Here is a 17,157-nt window from a genome sequence, read left to right as displayed (position 1 = left end):
TATTTCTAGTGCGCACGTTCTCCTTCGCGCGACGTTATATGCACTCCGGTTGCTTTAAACAGTAACCATACCCTTTGCCCCACATAAAGACCCATTTCCTCTACCGCTCGCTTAGTTACAAGCGCAGCCAGCAAAAAGCCACAGTCGACGACCACACGGCAGAGTGCTCCTAAGTCCAGAATCTTTACTACAGCTCCCGAAAAGCGATTCCGCGCACTTGTTGAGTTAACAGAATCTGACAATGTTATAGTAACATTTTCAGGCCGGATAAACACCCAAACTTTATCGGCCGTTATACTTTTGCTGAGGGCTTCAATCTCTAAACCGTTTACCTTTACCCTAACAACACCGTTTTCTCGCCCAACGATTCTTCCTTTGATAATATTCTCAACGCCAACAAAATCGGCCACTCTCCTATTGATCGGGTTAACCATCACCTCACGCGGGCTCCCGATTTGCATAACTTGCCCCTCATCGATATATGCACAGCGTTTGCCCAACATCATGGCCTCGTTAAGCTCATGCGTTACATAGACCACGGTCGTCTTCTTATTCCCAAGCACTTCGCTGAGGTCACGGATTAGCGACTCGCGTGTCGGCGGGTCAAGCGAGGCCATCGGCTCATCAAGAAGCAGCAACTCAGGTTCAAGGACAAATGCCCGTGCAAGCGATGTCCTTTGTGCCTCACCACCCGAGAGAAGATTGGCAGGCCAATTTAATAGATGCGCAATTCCAAACATCTCAGCTGCATCTTGAACTCTTTTTCTTATCTCACTTCTTGCGGTTTTACGCATCCTCAATCCATAAGAGATATTGTCAAAAACGGTTCCCGTAAATAGAAGCGGCTCTTGAAACACGAATGCGAGTCGCCTGCGGATAGCAAGCTCGTCTCTTGCACCATCTAATCCAGCAAAATTGATGGTTCCGCTGGTCGGCTTTTCAAGATGCGCGATTAAGCGAAGGAGCGTGCTTTTGCCCGAGCCGTTTGGCCCGATTACAGCAAGCACCTCACCTCGGTCCACGGCCAACCGTTTCACGTTTAAAACCTGCTTTTGCCCGTACCGCTTAATAAGATTTTCGACTACGAGATACGGCGCCAAACTCCCGCCTCCTTTTGCTGATAAAGAGTCAGTGCATAAGTTGCAGCAAAGGTAATAGCAAGAAGAATAAAGCTTAGGGCAAGGGCACGACTGAAATCTCCCTTGCCGACAAGCTCGACGATTGCTGTTGTCAAAACTCTCGTCTGGCCGCTTATATTGCCGCCGACCATAATAACGGCTCCGACCTCTGATATAATCGCGCCAAAGCCGGCGATTACTGCAGCAAGTGCAGTCAGCCTGGCCTCTTTTACCAGCGTTATAAGCATCTGCACTTTACTCGCGCCAAGAGCAAGTGCTTGGAGCTTAAGCTTTGGGTTAAGCTGCTGAACAGCGGAAACAGTAAGGCCGACCACCAGCGGCATAGCTATGATAACCTGGGCAATTATCATAGCTGGCACCGTATACATCAAGCCCAAAAACCCTAAGACTCCCGAGCGCCAAAGAAGTATAGCAACGAAGAGTCCAACAACAACCGGAGGCAGACCCATACCGGCGTTTACTATTGAAATAATTAAATTTCTCCCCGGAAATCTGGCAAGTGCAAGCAATAGCCCAAGGGGCAACCCCAGAAGCAAAGATATCAAAACAGCGCTCCCCGATGTTTCAAATGAACGAAGCGTCGCCTCAATCACCAAGGGATCACCCGTAAATATCAATATCAATGCTTGCTTGATTCCTTCAAATAATAGCTCCATGCAACCCTCAAGGTAAGTTCATAGTTATAGGTCTTGATTTGCCAATGTTCCGAGGTGCCAAGGCCAAGAAATAAAGGCATAGTACTTTAGTACTTTAGCACTTCTAGGCTTCGGCATTTTACCCTCAATCTAGACCTACTTCCTTGCGTCTGGCACAAACAATGGCTCTCCATACTTATCCTTGCCGAAATTCGCGATTATCTTCTGTCCTTCATCAGAAGTTACGTAGTTTACAAACGCCATAGCCCCCTTGTAATTAACCTTTGGGAACTTATCTGGATTGACCGCTATGACGCCGTATGGATTAAGAAGGTCTTCCTTCTTCTCGAGTACGATAGCAAGATCAATGTTGCCTTTCTGGACAAGGTAGGTGCCCCTATCAGAAAGCGTATATCCCTGTTTCTCATTCGCTATGCGTATAGTCGCTGCCATACCCTGACCGGTGCTTATATACCAACTCCCAGCAGGTTTCACCCCGGCTTTTGCCCAGATACTGAGCTCTTTTTTATGAGTGCCCGAGTCATCCCCACGGGAAACAAAAGTTGCATTTTTAGAGGCGATAAATCTAAAAGCTTGGGCTGCGCTCATGGCATCTTTAGTCCTGGCTGGGTCATTCTTTGGGCCGACCAGCACAAAATCGTTGTGCATAACGTCCTCTCTTACCTTACCAAGGCCCTTAGCCATAAACTCGTCCTCAGACTGGCGGGCATGTACAAGAAGCACATCAGCGTCGCCCCGCTCACCCATCTTTAAAGCCTCACCGGTTCCAACCGCCACTGTCTTCACTGTATACCCGGTCTTTTTCTCAAAAGCGGGAATGAGTACATCCAAAAGCCCGGTATCTTTGGTACTGGTCGTAGTGGCTAAAATGATAGTCGCTTTCTTAGTAGGTTTAGTGGTTTCATTAGACGTACTTGTAGCGGCTTTCTGTTGTCCTGAGCATCCAGTGATACTAAAAGCAATCAAGAACAAGGCAACAATCACAAATAAAAAGGCAAACTTCTTCAACTACTTCTCCTTTCCAAACACGGGAGGCCAGAACGTTTCCATCCTAACCCTATCGGCCGGCTGCCATAGTCGATACCTTAGGCGCACCGGCTCGGAGAGCCTATATTGCTGATCTATTAAAGAACAAAAACACCGGCCACCCAAAGGAAAGACCGGTGCCAAATCTAAATCTAAGGCACTGCCTAAAATCAAGGCTCCTTTCCAAAGTCGGGAGGCAAAGCCGTTTCCAGCTCAACCCTGGCCGTTGTCTTGTCGTCAACAAGTCCGGCGCCCTGATCCCATAGTCCACGCCTTAGGGATGTCGGGTCGGAGTCTGCTTGTATTTAAATTATTTACTTTATTAGCATAAACTAAAATTGCAACGTCTACAATTCATTTCAGCTTTGCTTGTCAATGACAATGCTTCCCTTTTGGCTTTTGGCCTCTTTAACCCTAGACCCTGAATCCTGGTCCCCAGACCCTTTACACTACGGTTTTATCTCGTTAACATCAAGCGCTTCTACAAAAGAGAGAAACGCCTGCATCGACCTTGTGGGAGCATGTTTCCCTACAACTAGGTAAAGGTCCCTGACCAGCGCAACTCCAGATAGCTTTACCGTCGATATCTCGCCCAGTTTCAGCGACCTTTCGGCAGCCCACTTGGAAACAAATGAGACACCAAGACCAGCACTTACGGCGTTGACTACTGCCTCGGTACTCCCGAGCTCCATCACAATATTTAGGTCTTCAAGAGTTAAGCCTTGCTTAAAAAGATGGCTTTCAATCGTCTGGCGTGTGCCAGAGCCGTGCTCTCTCATAATAAAATCCGCTTTACGTAGGTCATCAAGGCTTATGGACCTCTTGCCTGCAAACTCGTGCCCCATCGGAACAATGAATACCAGCTCGTCATTTAAGAAGGGTTGGGCACTCAACTGCCCTGCAGCAGGTTTGGCCCCAATTAAACCGATCTGAAGTTCTCCTAAAACAATCTGGTCTGTGATCTCGACTGTATCGGCAATCTTAAGCGTGATAGAAACATCCGGGTACTCTTTCTTAAAGCGCCCAAGTAGCTTTGGCAGGACATATTCGCCCGGGATGGTGCTTCCGCCAACTGTAAGTCTGCCTTTTACTTGGTCACCAAGCTCTTCAAGCTGGTGCTGGACACTATCAACCTGAGCCACAATTCGCAAGGCTGTCGGGTAAAACAGCTTTCCAGCCTCGGTAAGCTGGACCTTCTTTGTCCTGCGGTCTAATAAATCAACCCCAAGAAACTCCTCTAACGCCTGTATTTGCAGGCTTACGGCGGGCTGGGATATTCCTAGCCCCCTTGCGGCTGCCGAAAAAGTTCCCTTTTCAACTATGCTAACGAACGCCTTGAGCTGGTTTATATTCATAGTTCCTCCTATAAGAAGCGATTATCGGATAATTTAGTATTATAGGGATTTATTATAACATATATTGCGTCTTGACGCGCCAATGCCCCAAGGCGCTAAACTCAGATATATAATTAAGTTTAGCTATTAGTTTGCCAGTTAATATTTCTTGTCTGCAGTATAAAAGCACTGGCAAGCTACGGCACTAGAGTACTGCATTAGCATTTTGGTATATCAAGATTTCTTAGTTAAGACTTCTTAACCAACTTTAGCCTTACTTGCCCACCCTAATAGAATTATGATAAAGTTAATCAACTTGGTAATGTTAACTCAAGGAGGCACCGTATGCGGCTTACCAGAAAAGCAGAATATGCAATTCGCGCCATGGTTGATTTAGCAACTAACTATAATCAACAGCCCGTTATGTCAAAAGAAATTGCCGTGCGGCAGGATATCCCAGTAAAGTTTCTCATCCAAATCATACCGGACCTAAAAAGTTCAGGGCTGATCCATACATCCCGTGGAAACGGAGGCGGTATCTATCTTGCCAAAAAACCGTCCGAGATAAACATTAAGCACATTGTCGAGGCGATTGAGGGACCTATAGCCCTCAACAATTGTCTAACCGGGGATAGCGCCTGTTCAAGGAAGCAAAGCTGTTCTCTACATAAAGTGTGGCGGCTTGCGCAAGAGCAGATGGTATCAGTCCTTGAGTCAACTACGCTGGCTGCACTAACCCTTAAAAGGATACCTGCAGCAGATGGCCTTACAGATTCAAACAGCCAAGTCAGCAACGAAACGGAAATAGACGTTTAGATTCTTAAAGGAGCAACATGGATTTGTTAAAGAACAAGCGGATAGTGGTTTTAATTATTATCGCAATAGTAGTTTTAGTAATCGGCGGATATTACTACGCCGCCTCAAATCTGCCTGCCGGCACAGATACTGAACAGGTTGATATATCACCAACCGTTTCCGAAAGAGGCGCATCATCAAACCAAGCACAGGCCGATCAGAATCCGTACGGAATACCGGGGTGCAGATGCCACAGCAAGAAGCCAGGTATGGTCAAGATGCACGATGCGATTGGCGGGCAAAATTGCAGCGATTGCCACAAAGAGGGCGAGAACTTAATGTCGCCAGATAGAGCCCCTACCCCACCGGAAGAGATGCAGCAGCGCATCAAGACAGACCAAAAGTGCACAGTATGCCACTTAAGCGACGGCACAATACTTAGTAAATCAAAAGCTGATAAAGTTAAGATTTCAGGAGCTTTCTTCTGTCCAAAATGCAGAAAACAAGTTAACATAGATGAAAAGACCTGCCGCAATTGCGGCGGGGCGATTTCAAAAAGCAAAGCCGGCTGGCAATGCAGCACCTGTGGGCCTCTTGTAGATATAGATAAAATCGCGCAGATGTCAAAGGAAAAGCCGAGCAATGGCATCTGCAGGACCTGCCACTTCGACGAAAGAGAACTATCATTTAAGCACAGCAGGGTCGAGGCATACAACAAGAGTCTGGCAAATGTCTCCGGCGGACTTGGCAACTGTCTGGCATGTCACAAATCGCATAACCAGTGTGGAGGCTGCCATTTCTAAGGACTTCGGGCTTTGCGTATAAAGTTGTGCCGTTATTGGGAATTTACTAAGGAGGCAACAAAGATGGCAATAACAAAAGATATGACTATTGCCGAGTGTGTTGAGCAGTATCCAGAGACCGTCGAAGTCTTCCTGAGGCATGGTCTGGCTTGCTTTGGTTGCGCTGTATCGCAGTTTGAGAATATCGAGCAAGGTGCGGCGCTGCACGGGCTTGATCCCAACGACCTCGTGGCCGAGCTTAATGCAGTGGTCGGTGGAAACAAAAATGAATAATAACAGGTTGTAAAACCGAAAGGAATGGTATGTTAGATGCCTATTAGCATCACAGATATATTATGGCTGCTCTTCATCATATCGTTTCTTCTTCCGATAATCCAAAGGCGCATTCTCGATATAAGAAGAATCCAGTTCTTGCACAAGATTGAAGAAGGCAGAAAGACGCGGCTGATTACTTTGATTCATCGCCAGGAGGCTCTAAGCTTCCTGGGAATTCCGCTTGCCCGGTATATCGATATCGAAGACTCTGAAGAAATCTTGAGGGCAATCCGCCTGACCGACCCGAAAGTGCCAATCGATATCGTGCTTCATACACCGGGTGGCCTTGTACTTGCAGCAGAGCAAATCGCATTTGCACTCAAAAGACATCCAGCAAAGGTTACGGTGTTTGTCCCTCACTATGCGATGTCGGGTGGAACTCTTGTTGCGTTAGCGGCAGATGAGATAGTGATGGATGAAAATGCGGTCCTCGGGCCAGTCGACCCCCAAATCGGGGACCCCAGAACCGGGTCGTTCCCGGCGGCATCGGTTATTGCAGCCGCCGAGGTACCAAATCCCAATAGAGATGACTCGACACTCATTTTGGCCGACGTTGCTAAAAAAGCGATAGGACAAGTACATGATGTAGTCTACGAGCTTATAAAAGATAAGATGCCAGAGGACAGAGCTCGTGAGATAGCAACAGCGCTAAGCGAGGGTCGCTGGACTCACGATTACCCAATCGGCGTAGACAAAGCCAAAGAGTTCGGGCTTCCAGTAAACGAAAAACTGCCCAAAGAATTTCATGACCTGATGCAGCTTTATCCGCAAACCCAACAGAGGCGCCCATCAGTTGAATATGTCCCAATCCCGTATAGAAGCCGCCCAAATCCACCGAGAGGCCGTTGATAATACCGTTGGTCTGTTGGCCGGCCCTATCCTAGGGCCGGCCTTTTTTGTATCACCTCTTTAACTTACACAGTATAATGGGAATATAAAGGCTGCCGCGCCATGCGGCTTAGCAGATATATGCCACACTGTGTTGTTTGTATCGTAGGAGGGCAAATGGAACAGCACCTTATTAGAAAGGTTCGCAAACGAGACGGCAGGATTGTAGACTTTGATATATCTAAAATCTCAGGGGCCATACACAAAGCATTAAATGCGACCGGCCATGCAGACGGTAAGCTTGCCGCAAGCCTGGCAGATGAGGTCTTAAAAAGACTCCAACAAAAAGCCGAGGAAATACCGGTACCTACCGTTGAGCAAATACAGGATATCGTTGAGCGGGTGCTAATTGACAAAGACCTTCCTGAGATTGCCAAGGCTTACATACTGTACCGCAACATGAGAGCCAGTGTAAGAGCTGCAAGACAATTCGTAGGCGTGCCACTGAACGATATAAAGGTTAGCGTAAATGCGGCGAAAGTTTTAAGCCAAAGATACCTTATTAAGGACGAAAAGGGCGAGGTAATTGAAACACCGGGTCAGATGTTCAGGCGTGTTGCAATGGCCATAGCCGCCCCTGACCAACTATACAACAGCAAAGCTAACCTTAAAGCCACAGAGGAAAAATTCTTTAATCTTATGGCGAATTTTGAGTTCCTGCCTAACTCCCCTACATTGATGAATGCTGGCACTTCTCTTGGGCAGCTGGCCGCCTGCTTCGTTATACCGGTAGAAGATTCGATCCCAGCCATTTTCGACGCAGTAAAGTATATGGCTATTATTCACCAGACAGGGGGAGGAACAGGCTTCTCATTCTCGCGCTTACGCCCCAAGGGCGATATCGTAAGGTCAACTAAAGGCATCGCCTCAGGGCCAGTATCTTTTATGCGGGTGTTTGATGTTGCAACCGACGTTATCAAACAGGGCGGCAGGCGCCGCGGTGCAAATATGGGAATTCTGCGGTATGACCACCCAGATATACTTGACTTTATCACAGCTAAGAAGAAAGAAGGTTTCCTGACCAACTTTAACGTCTCGGTTGCTGTCTCAGACAGCTTTATGAATGCAATGTCCAAAGGCGAGGACTTTAGCCTTATTAACCCCAGAAACGGCGAGGTTACAGGCAAACTTTCGGCAAGGTATCTTTTCGACCTGATAGTTACCCAGGCCTGGTCAACAGGCGACCCAGGACTTTTCTTTATCGACCGCGCCAACGCGGTAAATCCGACACCTGATATTGGGCAGTTTGAGAGCACAAACCCCTGCGGTGAAGTACCCTTGCTTCCGTATGAGCCATGTAACTTAGGATCGATCAACCTACACAAGATGCTAAAAAGCGATGGCACTATCAATTGGGATAAGCTGCGAGATACGGTTCATGCAAGCGTTCACTTTCTGGATAACGTAATCGACGCGAGTAAATACCCGCTGCCGCAGATCGACCACATGGCTAAAGTCAACCGAAAAATCGGCCTCGGGGTGATGGGATTTGCCGATATGCTTCTTGACATGGGTGTCCCATACGATAGCCAGGCAGGCCTAAATGTTGCCGAAGAAGTCATGAAGTTCATCTACGAAGAGGCTATAAAAAAATCGATTGAGCTTGCCCGAGAGCGCGGCTCCTTCCCCAACTTTAAAGGAAGTAAGTGGGACAAAGAAGGCTACGAGATGATGCGAAACGCAACGGTTACAACAATTGCGCCAACCGGTACAATCAGTATAATTGCGAACACAAGCAGCGGCATCGAGCCCATCTTCGCAGTCACATATGCAAGAGAGGTCATGGAAGGCACTACCCTTCTTGAGGTTAACCCGGTTTTTGAAAAGGTAGCCAGGGAGCGTGGTTTTTACAGTCAGGAGCTTATGATGGAAATATCAAAACGCGGAACAATCCAGGGTATTGTTGATATTCCTAGCGAAATTAGAAGGGTATTTGTAACCTCGTTTGATATAGCGCCTGAGTGGCATGTCAGGATGCAAGCTGCCTTTCAGAAGTATGTAGACAATGCGGTGTCTAAAACAGTAAACCTTCCGCAAGATGCAACTATAGACGATGTGCGGAAAATATACTTACTTGCCTACGAATTAGAATGTAAAGGAATTACAGTTTACCGCTACGGCAGCAAGCCGGAGCAGGTTCTATACATTGGAACCCCCGAAGAGAGAAAAGTTCTGGAGCAGCCGATAACCGCATCTTCGGAATACTCGGGCGGATGTGCTTGGGGGTATTGTCCTCTATAAGAGGCGCCGAAGGAGCCGCCACCGGTCCTCGTCCATAGCCCTCGGGATTCCGGTCCCTGAACTCTTTTGTTCTAGGGCTCAAGGCCTAGAACAAGAAATACTTAAACATCTTCGGGCGGAGGAGTTCAGATGGCTTTGCGGTGCCCATCATAATGCTTATAAACTTATGAGCTAAGGTTGAGTGCCTTTTGCCTTTGCCTATAAACCCATTCATGAGAAAGTTCTTGGACAAGGTCTGCCTTATAATCTCGTAAATCCGGTGGTCCATATAGTAATTCTTGTTTAAATGCTCCTGGTAGGCTTTGAGGCTCTGCTCTGAGACATCGCCTTTGCCAAGCGCGCTACTCATGACCGCGGCAGCGTATTCTCCGCTTTCAAGCGCATAAGCTATTCCCTCACCGGTCAGTGGGCTGATGAGCCCCGCCGCATCACCGACCATGATAATACCATCTGCAACAGTATTGTGCCGGCCGTAACCCATCCTCAGCCATGCTCCTGTTACCTCGCAATCCTGTTTAGCAGCACTTAAGTCAACAGGGCTAGTATCTTTTTCGGTAACAAACCAATCAACAAGCTTCCTTATATCTATATCGTGCTTCTTTAACATAGGCGCACTAATCCCAAGGCCTATATTTGCTCTACCACCAGCCATTGGAAATATCCAGGCATAGCCTTCCGGTATATGTTCATCGACATAGATATCTATACAATCATCAAGCCCCTTTACGTTTGAATAATAAGCCCGTGCCGCAATCGCGTGCGGCTTTACGACAGAAATTCCTGTTTTTTGCGAAAATGTACCGCTGGTGCCATCTGCACAGATCAGGGCTTTAGCCCTGATCTCTACCTCCTCGCCGCGATAAATTGCAGTGACTCCTTTTACCCCTCCATTTGACCTTACAACAGACGTGGCTTTGCATTCCGTCATTACCACACTGCCAGCAGCTTCGGCAGTCTCGACAAGCTTGTGGTCAAAATCCATTCTTGGAACTATATAGAAATATGGAAAAGGTGTGTCGGCACGGGGTATGCCCGCCTCGACATAGTTACCGTTAGGTGCAAAAAGGCGTGCCCGATCACACCGGTAATATCCACCGGTCTTCAACCAGTCGCCAAGCCCCATTTTATAAAGCATAGCAATAGAGCGCGGCCCTATCCCGTCACCACACGTCTTGTCACGCGGCAGTTTGTTCTTCTCAAGAAGGATAACATCTACTCCCTGCTTGGCCAGAAAATAAGCCGCCGATGAACCTGCGGGACCAGCTCCAACTATAACTACATCAGCTTTTTCCATGCCCTTAACCTACTGAGCATTTTAACCTTTATCAAAGTATACACTAGCTAATAATATACCTTGCCCATCGCGAATTCAAATGATTTAGCGCTCCATACCCAGTTGGCCAGCCGCTGCTTTACTTTGCCTGTCTGGAATATCTTTGCAGATAGGCCTGTAAGTCTACCTGACCGTCCAGAACTCTGCCGGCAAAGTAGCCGACCACCGCAAAGATGATGCCAAGCAGAATCGAATTAAACCCAAACGCTATCCAAGCAGCACCTATTAGAAAGCCTAAAAGAATTCCAAACTGCGTGTTTGTCATACTGGCTACCTCCTTTAAGCAACCCTTCGCTCAGTAGTTGTTTCAATGTTAATAGTGATATCGTGACGGGCAACGTTGTTGCCAAGCCTATCCAGCCATTCCCGGTTAATCGCGTTTCTTATTTTGCGATCGATCTCGCGGATATCTGCATCTCTTCTTGCAAAAAGAGACGAATGGGCAAATAAACGCCCGCCTCGCGCCGAATATATTTTCGTTCGCGAGTCGATGACTCCTGGAATTTGCCGGATCGCATAATCTATTGATTTTTCCAATACATTGTAATTGACGAGCGTACGACCTGGACCTTCGCTAGAGAATTCATATTGCCCACCTGTAACAGACTCTAATGCCTCGGCATATTGGCCGCGAAGCCAAAGAAAAGAAAGTGCCATCACGATAACTAAAAGCAAAATCGTAATCAAAGAAGATGCAAGCAGATTTACCCGAAAGAACTCAACTACCTGCTGATATGGTACGACTGATTGTACCTGTTCCGGCGTTATAGCCCCAAAGGCGAGCATTAACCCAACAGCGCTTGCCACAAGCACCAGGGCAGAAAATATTATAAACAACACCCTATTTAGTGTATCCATATCCCAGACCCCCTATTTTACGCTACGCGCTTTACCCGGGAGATCCTGGTGCTTATCTGTTCAAGGTCCTCGTCTAATCCGATTGTCTCCAAGTCGCGCCTGATATCCTGCTCAACTTGTTTTTGAACCGCTTGAGGGTCGGCAGTTGACGAGGCAGCAACATCGGTTACAACAACAAATCTATTGCCATGAGTTATAATATCGAGGTGCTCCGGACTTATTGTTTTCTTCTGTGCGATACGCTGTACAAGATATGTCTCTAGGTCCGACCTGAAGACTTGCGTCTTACCCCTTTCATCATCCCTTACAGTGATAAACCGAGCTCTCCAGGGACGTACCTCCAATATAAAAAGCATTAGCGATAGCACGAATACTATCGCCACTATTCCCTGAATTTGACCGGCACTTAGTCTAGCCAGCGAATCTATAATGCTTCTGCCAAGCTGGCTAAACGCTGTTACCCCAGTTAAAATGCCGACCAGATAGATTATACCTACCGCTGAGCCGATTATCAGAAAAAGCGATACTATTGTTGCTAAAACTCGGTTAAACAATCTCATGCTGTTTTCGCCCAATCCTTAACATTAATATTTATTTCCTTTACAAGATTTATTAAGTTCCTTGATCGAAGCTCTCCCATAATTGCAGAGCGTATCCTCTTAGCCGCTTCAGGAACGCTTATTCCCATTACGACTATATTTACGCTAACCGCAAAAGATGCGCTTTGATCAGGGCCATGTACCCATACACCCGGTACATCCGGGTGATATGGGTACGAAGGCCCGGTTTGGCTTTCCTGTACAAGAGAAACGCCTTCTACTTCCTCTACCGCATTTTTGGTTAGTAAAGATATTAATCTCTTCTCGGATAAGATATCATGCGGCACGTTGTTCCCCTGCCTGCTGTTGTTCTTGCTGCGGTAACCATATGTCATTTACTGTGATATTTACCTCTTTTACACGTAAGCCGGTTAGCGATTCAACCTGATTTACTATGTTTTGCCTGACCTGGTTGGTAACTTCCGGAATTGGATTCCCGTAATCGATTATGAGACTTAAATCAACTGCAGCTTCTTCCTGCCCAACCTGGACACTTACCCCAGCGGCTGCCCCCGGTCCTCCGGTAATTCTCGATACAACACCACCAATAACACGCTCAGCAACGCCACCGACATCATGAACACCCCGCACCTCACGGGCCGCCATTCCTGCAATTTTTGCAACCACCGCATCAGATATTGTAGTCCTCCCCGGTCCTTGCTCTTTGAGTAACTTCATTTCTTCTTCCGGCTTTGGCATAGCCATATAAACTCGCCTCCCTTCGCGTTGAGTTTTAGTTACCCACAAAAACAAAGTTTGGGCAAAAAATCAAAATATTAAGCAAAGAAAAACCCCGCCTCTCAGGCGGGGTTTTTCTTTGCTATTTCGTTATTTCGTCGCTTCTAGTAATTCTGCGGCTGGGTCAACTCTTCGATTTCTTGGTCCGTATAACCAAGAGCCTTGAAATCCATAATGCCTTTCTTTGCATGGCAATCATTACATTTAACACCGATCTTTTGTATCTGGTGATCTAATTGCTGAACCTTATTGCTCTTAAGCGGTATCCACTTAGGTTCTGGTAGCCCCTTCGATGCCGCGGCAGCCTTAACCGCAGCAGCAAAATCTCCCGTCTTGGAGTAAACACCAGCAGCACTTGCAACCGGCAACTTAGTATTCGGATCGACTCCACTTATAACCGTGATGACCTTAAATGGAAAGATCTTGGCTTTCTTGTCGGTTCTGCTTCCAACCGGCAAGTTCTTATCAGTAGCGGTGCCATTAAACCAGAAGTAAGTTGGATAACCTTCCTTGTGCACCTTGGTATCCTCAAATACACCGTCGTTGTTGTCATCCTGTCCTTTAGTCTTATCCTGTACCCAGTAACCACCGACTTTGCCAATATGGCAAGTCTGGCAGGCAAGACGGCTCAAGTGGGTATCGATATTTTTATTTTCATGCTTGAAATCGACGTGACATGACGTACAGGAAACGGAGAGCTCAGGTATATCGTTTGCCATCAGATCAGCAACGTTGCCTTTAGCTATCTTGTGGGAGATGGTTACGTGACAGCTCTGGCAAGACATACCTGCTTCAGCATGAACGTCAGCTTCAGGCTCGTATTTAGTGCCGCGGGTTTCTGCCATATGATCTTCGTGGCAACGGTAGCAATACTCGGCCTTAGGTTTACCCACCGATGCAGCTACCTCAGGACCCTGCTCGTAGTTCCACTTAAACACGTTCCCAACCTTCTCAACATGACGCTTGCTAAAGTCGTATTTTTCCGCGTGGCATACTAGACAATCCACCGGTGCAGCCATCTCCGGTGTCGGAAGATTGCTTCCGCCCACATGACAGTTACCGCAAGTTCCACTCTTCATCGTTCCATCTTTTAACGGAGTTAAAGAGGCCCACAGATTAAGCGCCATTGGGTTAACAGCCTTGCTTGCCATACCCATAGGCACCTTTATGCCGGGGACATGGGCAACTTTTGTCTTAAGCATACCGTGAGCAGAGCTTCCAATCTGTTTAGCGGCGTTCACATGACATTTCAGGCAGGTTTCAGAACCAGTATATCCGCCTATGTTTTGCATTGCTTTTCCATGGTCAGGCTTGTCCACATCTTTTTCGGTGTGACAAACCTCACAACCCTCGCCCTCCTTAAGAACGTAACCTCCGGCTTGGGCGATTATATCCAAGTGCTCCTGCGTACCGTAATGGCAGGTTTTACACTCGGTTGAAACTTCTTTTGCGCGGTGGCAATTAATACAATCCTTCATCTGAGGTCTGCTCGGTGTATTTACACCGTCTGCATGGGCAACACGCTTATGACAATGCGAACAGTCAAAACCTGCAGCTAAGTGAATCGGGTGCGGATTGACTATATGGCTATCGCGAAGCGTCTTGATATTCTTCTTAATACCAGCATGGCAACGTAGGCAGTTCTCTTTGCTTACATAAGCCTTAGGATTTTTATCTTTTTTGGTAAAATGGGCAATAATCCTGCCCATTGCAGTTCCCTGGATAGAGAAGGATGCTGTAGTACGTGCATGGCAGCTCTCGCATGCTACATGGTTATGAGATGACATTTGCCATGATCTATAGTCCTTTTCCATCTCGTGACACTTGACGCAATTTGATTCTTGGCTGTAGAAAGCAACTGATCCGGTACCTAGCAATAATAACAGTAATACCAAAGCGCCAGCGCCTATTATTGCAAATCTTTTCATTCGGCTCACTCCTTTCTGCAATCGCTATCCGATTGCTGATGTATTAACAGTTAAACGAACTTTCCTACTGCTTCATCAATTTCCGGCTTAACTTCCGCATATTTCATGGAAAAAACCTTTAAGGCGGTTACTGCAGAAGTAACACCAACATTTCCTGCAATCTCTTTAAAAACGCCGAGAACGCCTTCTAATGCTTTCTTGGGATCTCCTGAAATGGCTATAACCTCCCCATCTGGGGAAAGATTAACTAAGCCGGTTGCCGATATCTTTGATACCAATGCCTGGCCATAAAGCGAAAACTTCTTCTTTACAATGTCGGTAATCATTTCCTTATAAATTTGTTGTTTATCCATGATTGTTCCCTCGATATTTCGCTTAGGCTCTCAATTTTTCACTTAGCAGGTAAAAGCCTGCGACCAGGATTAGCCCACCTATCACCTCTGCGATACCGACAGCGTCATATGAAGTGACAAGCATACCAGAATCAGCAAGAAACTCAACCCCAAGCTTTGCAACCCAGCCGATGGTAATACCTACAGTAATAAGTATAAAGCCTAAGGATAGAAAACCACCCCTTGTTAAGTAGGTAATCCAGACTCCGAGAGCAAAGATGAAAAATGCGGTAGCAGTGTTAACCAGCGTTACCGTTACAGACTTATCAGGTTCGGAACCGCTGGATGCTTGAGCAATGGATGAGACTGCGAAAGTAAACAGCACTGCTAAAGCCGCAATTAACGCTGCTCTCCAATTAATACCTTTTCTGTTCATGGCCCACCTCTCTTATATTATTCTCTTATTATTCTCTTGATTGGCGATTGCTAGGTATTTAAGACTCAGATATAGTTATCGGCAGCCATACAGGTACCTTTACACAGCTAGGGGTATTATTTTAGTAGGCTAGGTCTGGTAATATGTGGTAATGGTTGTACTTCAGTATGAGGGTTGGGAGGTATTTGGTGAAGGTCAGGGGCGTAGGTTGCGAAAATCGAAAGTCGAACCCGCCATTCTACCTGCGGGTATGTAATCTTATTATGATTTGTTATCTTGGTTTATCATGCATAAAAGCCCTAAATTATACGTTTTGTTATGGCTCGTTATGATATAGGAGATTGTTTTATTAGAAAGGTATTAGAAGAAAACGCAAATAATCGACCAGGGTACCAACTTAAAAGAGGTTTAAAGCGATCAAGATTTGCCGATATAGATATAAAGAAGAGGGTCTTGAAATATTTACCAGTATAGGTTCCAATAAAAATTGAAACCTACTAGGCTTAAGCACTAGCTTATAGTAGAATGGTTCTTGCAAAGACCTGGTTCCCGAATTGTCGCCGGTGGCGTGCGTGGCTGGAATGTCTCCAGTCTAGGGGCTAGGTCGAATTTTTTACCAGCCAAAAGTCCAGACATCTTCAAGTCGAGGTTCTATGATTTGGCGATACTGCAAGTCGCTATTATCATGAGCTACCCTGATGCTTCCAGCAACCATATCGGCAAGCTCTCTTAGCACATCCCTGCTGGAATCTTTAAATTTCAGGTCCTTAATTATTCCAGGTCCAAGTTCACGGCTTAAGTAGGATCGAAGCTGCCTCCGAATAATTTTTTCGCCATGCCCGTCAAGCCTCAATTTGGCATCTGATATGGTTCTCTGATGGTTCTTTAAAACGGTTTTGATCGTATAGTTATAAAAAGACTCCTTAGAACTTCTAAGTTCAGGGCCGTAAATTCGGCCCTTATCCATTATTATGGCTCTAACCCTAAAGTTGCAGTTAGCAACCCTTTCAAGAAAGCGTCGTCTATACTTGAGGCCTGCATCTATGGAACTTAAACTCAAACGTATCTTTTACGCCAAGCTCTCTTTTTAGCCTCTTTATTTTTACCGATGTTTCTTCTGCCTCGAGTTCATCGTCGAAGATAGCAAGTGCTATAACTAAGGATGTGGTCGAGCCTTTTCCTACCTTGAACCCAGGATCGCCTGAATCATCAAGAAAAATTATCATGCAGGAATTTTACCATATTTAACAGTTCGATCCATTAAAATTAGAATCCATGATAGTATAAGCTTACGAGACCCAATTCCCCATTAAGGCCATAATTCTCGCAGCTCTCAATTTATTATTTAGCCCCTTTAGCTTTATTTTATCGTACGGTTTGCAATGACATACTATGTTATAGTATACAGGCAGTAGCCTCGCCGACTGTAGCCAAGAAAGAAATAGTAATGACCCTGGAGAAAGTTGAAGCGCAAATGGCGCGCTCATGACCCGAACCACAAGTGCAAAATAAGTGCTAGTCAGGGCAATAACCAGTTTAAACAATGCTTAGGTAGAATATGGAATTGCATAAAATAAGGGACGAGAGGCAAGTACCTATTAAACGACATTTCTCCTGCTACGGTCCTAAAATTCAAATCTAGACTAATAAAGGAGGGTAAGCTTAAAAATGGAAAACCTACAGGTAAAAAAACTATAAAGTTTTATTTATGGTTGCAATAATGACCGGCATGGGGG

The 17,157-nt window shown here is 46.2% G+C and carries 20 protein-coding genes and 2 riboswitches; of the genes, 5 read left to right on the top strand and 15 right to left on the bottom strand.

Annotated elements, in window-relative coordinates:
• Window positions 1–5 precede the first annotated feature (5 nt).
• From K6T91_05715 to K6T91_05700, 4 genes are all read right to left on the bottom strand, one after another.
• Window positions 6–1,100 (bottom strand): ABC transporter ATP-binding protein, encoded by a 1,095-nt coding sequence (locus tag K6T91_05715; protein MCL6472294.1) that lies wholly within the window; start codon window positions 1,098–1,100, stop codon window positions 6–8.
• Complete coding sequence (locus K6T91_05710; GenBank protein MCL6472293.1) at window positions 1,082–1,795, bottom strand: ABC transporter permease; 714 nt, start codon at window positions 1,793–1,795, stop codon at window positions 1,082–1,084. Before K6T91_05710 ends, K6T91_05715 begins: the two co-directional genes overlap by 19 nt.
• A 135-nt stretch (window positions 1,796–1,930) precedes the next feature.
• Entirely contained in the window at window positions 1,931–2,803 is an 873-nt protein-coding gene (locus K6T91_05705; protein ID MCL6472292.1) for a substrate-binding domain-containing protein, read from the bottom strand.
• A riboswitch (molybdenum cofactor riboswitch) is annotated at window positions 2,794–2,912 on the bottom strand. Its footprint overlaps the gene before it by 10 nt.
• Window positions 2,913–2,981: 69 nt before the next feature.
• A riboswitch (molybdenum cofactor riboswitch) is annotated at window positions 2,982–3,127 on the bottom strand.
• Window positions 3,128–3,270: 143 nt separating this feature from the next.
• Window positions 3,271–4,176, bottom strand: a complete 906-nt coding sequence (locus tag K6T91_05700) for a LysR family transcriptional regulator (GenBank protein ID MCL6472291.1) — start codon at window positions 4,174–4,176, stop codon at window positions 3,271–3,273.
• Window positions 4,177–4,500: 324 nt separating this feature from the next.
• Between K6T91_05700 and K6T91_05695 the strand changes: the two genes are divergently transcribed.
• From K6T91_05695 to K6T91_05675, 5 genes are all read left to right on the top strand, one after another.
• A complete protein-coding gene (locus K6T91_05695) occupies window positions 4,501–4,971 on the top strand; it encodes an Rrf2 family transcriptional regulator (GenBank protein MCL6472290.1) in 471 nt (156 codons plus the stop codon).
• 17 nt (window positions 4,972–4,988) lie between these two features.
• A complete protein-coding gene (locus tag K6T91_05690; protein ID MCL6472289.1) occupies window positions 4,989–5,753 on the top strand; it encodes a hypothetical protein in 765 nt (254 codons plus the stop codon).
• Window positions 5,754–5,816: 63 nt separating this feature from the next.
• A complete protein-coding gene (locus K6T91_05685; GenBank protein MCL6472288.1) occupies window positions 5,817–6,026 on the top strand; it encodes a DUF1858 domain-containing protein in 210 nt (69 codons plus the stop codon).
• 36 nt (window positions 6,027–6,062) lie between these two features.
• Window positions 6,063–6,917 (top strand): ATP-dependent Clp protease proteolytic subunit, encoded by an 855-nt coding sequence (locus tag K6T91_05680; protein ID MCL6472287.1) that lies wholly within the window; start codon window positions 6,063–6,065, stop codon window positions 6,915–6,917.
• Window positions 6,918–7,073: 156 nt separating this feature from the next.
• A complete protein-coding gene (locus K6T91_05675) occupies window positions 7,074–9,197 on the top strand; it encodes a vitamin B12-dependent ribonucleotide reductase (protein ID MCL6472286.1) in 2,124 nt (707 codons plus the stop codon).
• A gap of 85 nt (window positions 9,198–9,282) precedes the next feature.
• Here K6T91_05675 and K6T91_05670 read toward each other — a convergent pair whose 3' ends face one another.
• The 11 genes from K6T91_05670 to K6T91_05620 form a co-directional block, all read right to left on the bottom strand.
• Window positions 9,283–10,491 carry a geranylgeranyl reductase family protein gene (locus tag K6T91_05670; GenBank protein ID MCL6472285.1) on the bottom strand — a complete coding sequence of 403 codons (1,209 nt, stop codon included), beginning with the start codon at window positions 10,489–10,491 and terminating at the stop codon, window positions 9,283–9,285.
• A gap of 118 nt (window positions 10,492–10,609) precedes the next feature.
• A complete protein-coding gene (locus K6T91_05665) occupies window positions 10,610–10,795 on the bottom strand; it encodes a DUF2273 domain-containing protein (protein ID MCL6472284.1) in 186 nt (61 codons plus the stop codon).
• A 14-nt stretch (window positions 10,796–10,809) separates the two neighbouring features.
• The gene (locus K6T91_05660) at window positions 10,810–11,388 is read right to left on the bottom strand and encodes a hypothetical protein (GenBank protein MCL6472283.1); all 579 of its coding nucleotides are present in this window, start codon (window positions 11,386–11,388) and stop codon (window positions 10,810–10,812) included.
• 17 nt (window positions 11,389–11,405) lie between these two features.
• Complete coding sequence (locus K6T91_05655) at window positions 11,406–11,948, bottom strand: hypothetical protein (GenBank protein ID MCL6472282.1); 543 nt, start codon at window positions 11,946–11,948, stop codon at window positions 11,406–11,408.
• Window positions 11,945–12,274 (bottom strand): hypothetical protein, encoded by a 330-nt coding sequence (locus K6T91_05650; GenBank protein MCL6472281.1) that lies wholly within the window; start codon window positions 12,272–12,274, stop codon window positions 11,945–11,947. Before K6T91_05650 ends, K6T91_05655 begins: the two co-directional genes overlap by 4 nt.
• Complete coding sequence (locus K6T91_05645) at window positions 12,264–12,686, bottom strand: Asp23/Gls24 family envelope stress response protein (protein ID MCL6472280.1); 423 nt, start codon at window positions 12,684–12,686, stop codon at window positions 12,264–12,266. Before K6T91_05645 ends, K6T91_05650 begins: the two co-directional genes overlap by 11 nt.
• 143 nt (window positions 12,687–12,829) lie before the next feature.
• Window positions 12,830–14,653, bottom strand: a complete 1,824-nt coding sequence (locus tag K6T91_05640) for a hypothetical protein (GenBank protein MCL6472279.1) — start codon at window positions 14,651–14,653, stop codon at window positions 12,830–12,832.
• Between the two features lie 50 nt (window positions 14,654–14,703).
• Window positions 14,704–15,006, bottom strand: coding sequence for a hypothetical protein (locus tag K6T91_05635; protein MCL6472278.1), 303 nt, complete (start codon window positions 15,004–15,006; stop codon window positions 14,704–14,706).
• A 22-nt stretch (window positions 15,007–15,028) separates the two neighbouring features.
• A complete protein-coding gene (locus K6T91_05630) occupies window positions 15,029–15,421 on the bottom strand; it encodes a hypothetical protein (GenBank protein ID MCL6472277.1) in 393 nt (130 codons plus the stop codon).
• Window positions 15,422–16,034: 613 nt separating this feature from the next.
• Window positions 16,035–16,388 carry a hypothetical protein gene (locus K6T91_05625; GenBank protein ID MCL6472276.1) on the bottom strand — a complete coding sequence of 118 codons (354 nt, stop codon included), beginning with the start codon at window positions 16,386–16,388 and terminating at the stop codon, window positions 16,035–16,037.
• A gap of 55 nt (window positions 16,389–16,443) precedes the next feature.
• A complete protein-coding gene (locus tag K6T91_05620) occupies window positions 16,444–16,647 on the bottom strand; it encodes a hypothetical protein (protein ID MCL6472275.1) in 204 nt (67 codons plus the stop codon).
• Between the last annotated feature and the right edge of the window lie 510 nt (window positions 16,648–17,157).

Source organism: Bacillota bacterium (assembly GCA_023511485.1).
In the GTDB taxonomy this organism is placed as follows: Bacteria; Actinomycetota; Aquicultoria; order Aquicultorales; family Aquicultoraceae; genus CADDYS01.
Note: the sequence above shows the minus strand (reverse complement) of the source record. Positions and strands in the feature narration are given on the sequence as shown.